At 44.8% G+C, this 4282-nt stretch carries 3 protein-coding genes; 1 reads left to right on the top strand and 2 read right to left on the bottom strand.

The window, feature by feature from the left end:
* Positions 1–285 precede the first annotated feature (285 nt).
* The gene (locus F6K57_RS38030) at positions 286–1611 is read right to left on the bottom strand and encodes a type IV pilus twitching motility protein PilT (protein ID WP_293073641.1); all 1326 of its coding nucleotides are present in this window, start codon (positions 1609–1611) and stop codon (positions 286–288) included.
* A 130-nt stretch (positions 1612–1741) separates the two neighbouring features.
* A complete protein-coding gene (locus F6K57_RS38025) occupies positions 1742–1864 on the bottom strand; it encodes a hypothetical protein (protein WP_293061771.1) in 123 nt (40 codons plus the stop codon).
* 1159 nt (positions 1865–3023) lie between these two features.
* Between F6K57_RS38025 and F6K57_RS38020 the strand changes: the two genes are divergently transcribed.
* Entirely contained in the window at positions 3024–3398 is a 375-nt protein-coding gene (locus F6K57_RS38020; RefSeq protein WP_070396775.1) for a hypothetical protein, read from the top strand.
* The last annotated feature ends 884 nt before the right edge of the window (positions 3399–4282 follow it).

The raw sequence follows: 4282 nt of genomic DNA, 5'->3' as shown, positions 1-4282 counted from the left end.
AGTGACTCTGCTTATTAAAGTCAATGCTATACACTAGATCTTCCCCTGGTGTAAATATAGCAATACCTTTAAACAGTTGGGGCGAGGGGGTTTCATCCAGCATATGCTAGTACTATGTCGTCAATTGAGTTTGATACTTAAGGTTTTACTTTTTAGATGATAAGTGTTATTTTTGAGTTTATAAGTGTTAGGTTTTAGGGTTAGGTTTTAGGTCTTAGGGGTTAGGTTTTAGGAGTTAAGTCTTGATCCCTAATTCCTAATCCCTAATACAAGGGTGACTAATCCCTAGATCCGACCGCGCAACATCATTGCGATCTCGTTGGGAGTGGGTGACTTTTCTAAGGCAGTTTCCTCAGTAATACGCCCCTCTTGGTAAAGAGCGAACAAGGATTTATTTACGGTAACCATACCGTCAAATTCACTGGCCGCCATCAGTTGTTCAATTTCTTCGTATTTGCCCTTGAGGATGTAATCCTTAATGGATTCAGTATTAATCAGGATGTCATGAAACGCAGCACGCTTGCCATCGGTAGTACGGCACAACCCTTGGGAAATGACTCCTACTAGGGCTTCTGATATGGCCACCCGCATGGGAGCCTGTTCTTCTGGATTGTAGAGATTGAGAATCCGCTCAATGGTTTTCACTGCACTGTTGGTATGCAAAGTACCCATGACCAAGTGACCAGTTTGAGCAGCCTTGAGAGCTGTATTTACTGTTTCTCGATCTCGCATTTCCCCAATCAGAATCACATCAGGGTCTTCCCGCAAAGCGGCTTTCAATGCCCGGTCAAATTTACGGGTATGCATTCCTACTTCCCGCTGTTTAACCAGAGATTTGCGACTTTGGTGGATAAATTCAATCGGGTCTTCAATGGTAATTATATGCCGCGCCATATCTTTGTTCATATAGTCGATCATGGCGGCCATGCTGGTAGATTTTCCGGAACCTGTGGGACCTGTGACCAAAATGAGACCTTTATGGTAGTGACAGACATCTTTCAGGATTCCTGGCAACCGCAACTCCTCAAGGGTCAATATCTTTAGGGGAATAATCCGCAAGACCATTGCAGGACCAAGAAGGCTATCGAAGACATTAATCCTGACCCGACTAAACTCGTACTGAGTTGCCCCATCAAATTCCAACTCTTCTCTAAAGCGCCGGATTTCCTCATCACTCATTACTTCCTTGAGCCAACAGTTAAATGTTGCGTGATCTGTGAGTGGATATTGGGTTGGCTCCATTTCACCGCGACTCCGGAAACGGGGAGTTTCACCAACACCTAGATGAATATCAGACACTCCTTTCTCAAAGGCCTCACGGACAATGCTTTCTAAGCTTGACTGTCCAGGGGGCAGACCGATGCTATGGGGTTTCTTCTGGTGCTGATTGGCTGATGGTTTTGCTTGGACGTTAGTGGCTGAATTCTGACCTGTTGTGGGCACAGGGCGAGGGCGTGAGGCTACTGCGGCACCGGCTTGACTGCTTCTTGGAGCCATGGCTCTTGGTTGTGCAGGTCTCGATTGATTGCCTTGAGCAGATGCTGCTCTAGACGCTATATTCAAAGGCGGTGGTGCTGGTGCAATGCGGGGTGAGGGCTGTTGATCTGTCATCTTTCAACTACCAACTACAGTTGGGCTACGAGAATTTATTTTACAAACTCTTACTTAAAGTTTTCCCAACAGTTAGAGTTGAGTATAACTTATAACAGTTCTACCTTAGGTAAGGGATTTTCGTCTTTGGTTAATGGCAATAGGGAGTCGGGAGTCGGCAGTAGGGAGTCAAGCGCACCGAGGGAGTCGGGAGTCGGGGTAAGAAATTTGAGTGTACCTGATAAGTATAAGAAACGCTATACACCAATTTCATTTCTTTGAACTATAAATGGTGATGAGGTGATGTGTTAATAGCACTATTTTTTGAAATTGGTCAGCTGTCACCATCTAATTGTTTGTTATTGTTTGTGATTGTTTATTTTTGAGTAAGCAGCAAAAACTCTAAAACCTTCTCCCCTGCTCAAAACTAGATTTAAGATCAGCGTGAGGGCGGGGCGCAATCCGTGAGGGCGCAAGCAAAGCGCCCCTAATATTCAAAGCACCCCTAAGATGAGGGTTGACCAAGGGACGGGGGGTAACTCCTAATCACAAATACCTAATATGAGTAATTAAGCGTAATTATCAGTAATTATGCTTAATATGAGAGTAAGCATTCAGCTATCAGCTATCAGCTATCAGCTAATGCGCTACGCGCACGCTACGCGAGGTGCTTTTGAATAAGCGATGCAGAGGTGCGACCCGTGGCGAATTTAATTACGGGTCAAACGCACCATTACGGTCTTGGGGAGGCAGTGCGGTCTTGGGGAGGCAGCGCCGACCTGCGGGGGTTTCCCCCACTCGCGCTTTGCATGGCTGACAACAGGTCAGCATTCGAATAATGCTGAGTTATGTCACAGCGTTGAAGCCTGTGCCACAAACATTAAGCCTGTGCCACAAAGCTGACGGCTGACGGCTGAATGCTGAATGCTTACATATGAGAAAACTCCTCAATTTGGATAATATATATTAAGCAAATGATAACAAATGTTAAGCAAATCGGAGTCAACCCCTCACCCATCCTGATCCGATTCGGTGACCCTAGCTCCTTTTCTTGTTCTTGGGACTCTATAACTTATCTCTATAACTGATTCGGTCTATATAACTCTAACTATAACGCTATAACTGATTGGGCTTATTTCGGTCTATGTATCAGCGATGAAAAATTGGTTCATCTGTCTAATGGTAGATTATCGGTCTCTCTTAAGATAACCAATAATTTCCGGCTTTTAACGATTGTAACAATTTTGATACATAGGTCGGACGAGTTGACTGTAAACTTTTTTGACAAAAGGTTCATCTTCATCAAAATTTTACCTATACTGAAATTCACCTAGAAAATTTCAAATCAAAGAATTTACTCAAGGACAGACCCTGTCAAGTAAGGGCAGACACTGTCAATTCATTTTTTTTTAATGATTACTGGAGAAAACACCATGGCATTAACCACAAGTCAAAGCTTTACACAAACTGATTCATTAGCAGTGGTCAAAAGCTTTTTAATTTGGGCATTTACCTTGGCAGTTTGCTTACTGGTTGTCGGTTTTCCGTTGATTGTATTAATGGTTACCGCTGGCTCTCTGTTAGCGATCGCTCTACAATCGATTCTGCCGGTTAGTGCTGTATTACTAGTAGCAGGGAGTTTGATTGGAGTAAATGTTTTAGCAGTGATATTAGGTGCAGGAGTCTTAACCTTTAAGGGGGTTCATCCTAAGGAAGTTAGTTGGTTAAATTGGCTACATGGCGAGCCTGATCTGATCCAGACTCCGGTTTATGCGGCTTGCCCCCTAACCTGTAACATTATCCGATAGTTAGATAGACGGTGTCTGAGCTGACCCAAGTCTGGGAATGTTAACAATTGATGACCTTCTAGGATATCAAAAAAGGGTATAAGGTGTGGGAGTGTTTTCTCTTTTCCCTCTAAAGGTCATCAAGGGTCGGCTCAGCCCTCCTTCATAGATAGGGCTTCCAACCATTCCACGATTTTTTGTAATAAAGCCAAGCTTTGGTAAGTTGATTGGTTTTTCAGCAATTTTCCCGGTCTTGACCGGGTTTTTTGATGAGAACATTCAAGAGTATCCTACGAAGGGTGAACGGTTTTGGTTGCAGGTTGCAGGTTGCAGGTTTCAGGTTTCAGGTTTCAGGTTTCAGGTTGCAGGTTTCAGGTTTCAGGTTTCAGGTTGCAGGTTTCAGGTTGCAGATTGTAGGTTGCAGGTTGCAGGTTGGTTGAAGGTTAACGGTTGCTTCCCTAGCAATTAGCCATCTCCCCATCTCCCCATCTCCCCATCTCCCCATCTCCCCATCTCCCCATCCTCACAGGGGTAGGTTTTTTACATTAGGGTCAAACATGAGGCGACCCAGAGGGAGAGGAAAAGGAAAACAACGAAAAAGCGGTGCAGCAAGGGAACAGGGGAGGCAGTGCGGTCTTGGGGGTTTCCCCCATGAGCAACTGCCGTGGTTTCCCCCACTCGCGCTTTGCATCAAGACAATGATGATTTTTAGCGACAAATTAAGTATATTTTCTTATCCCCCACACCCCACACCCCACAACCCACACCCCACACCTGAGGTCTTTGTTAAAAACCTACCCCTGTGAGATCTCCCCATCTCCCCATCTCCCCATCTCTCCACTTCCGACTCCCGACTTCCGACTCCCAAAGAACATGGCTCAAGGTAGAATTATGATAAGAAACAT

The sequence above is a fragment of the Moorena sp. SIO4A5 genome, assembly GCF_010672005.1.
Lineage (GTDB): Bacteria > Cyanobacteriota > Cyanobacteriia > Cyanobacteriales > Coleofasciculaceae > Moorena.
Note: the sequence above shows the minus strand (reverse complement) of the source record. Positions and strands in the feature narration are given on the sequence as shown.

What these genes read in the sequence shown, in the direction of transcription:
- F6K57_RS38030 (WP_293073641.1), bottom strand. Translation starts at nt 1,611, where the DNA reads ATGACAGATCAACAGCCCTCACCCCGCATTGCACCAGCACCACCGCCT.
- F6K57_RS38025 (WP_293061771.1), bottom strand. Translation starts at nt 1,864, where the DNA reads ATGAAATTGGTGTATAGCGTTTCTTATACTTATCAGGTACACTCAAAT.
- F6K57_RS38020 (WP_070396775.1), top strand. Translation starts at nt 3,024, where the DNA reads ATGGCATTAACCACAAGTCAAAGCTTTACACAAACTGATTCATTAGCA.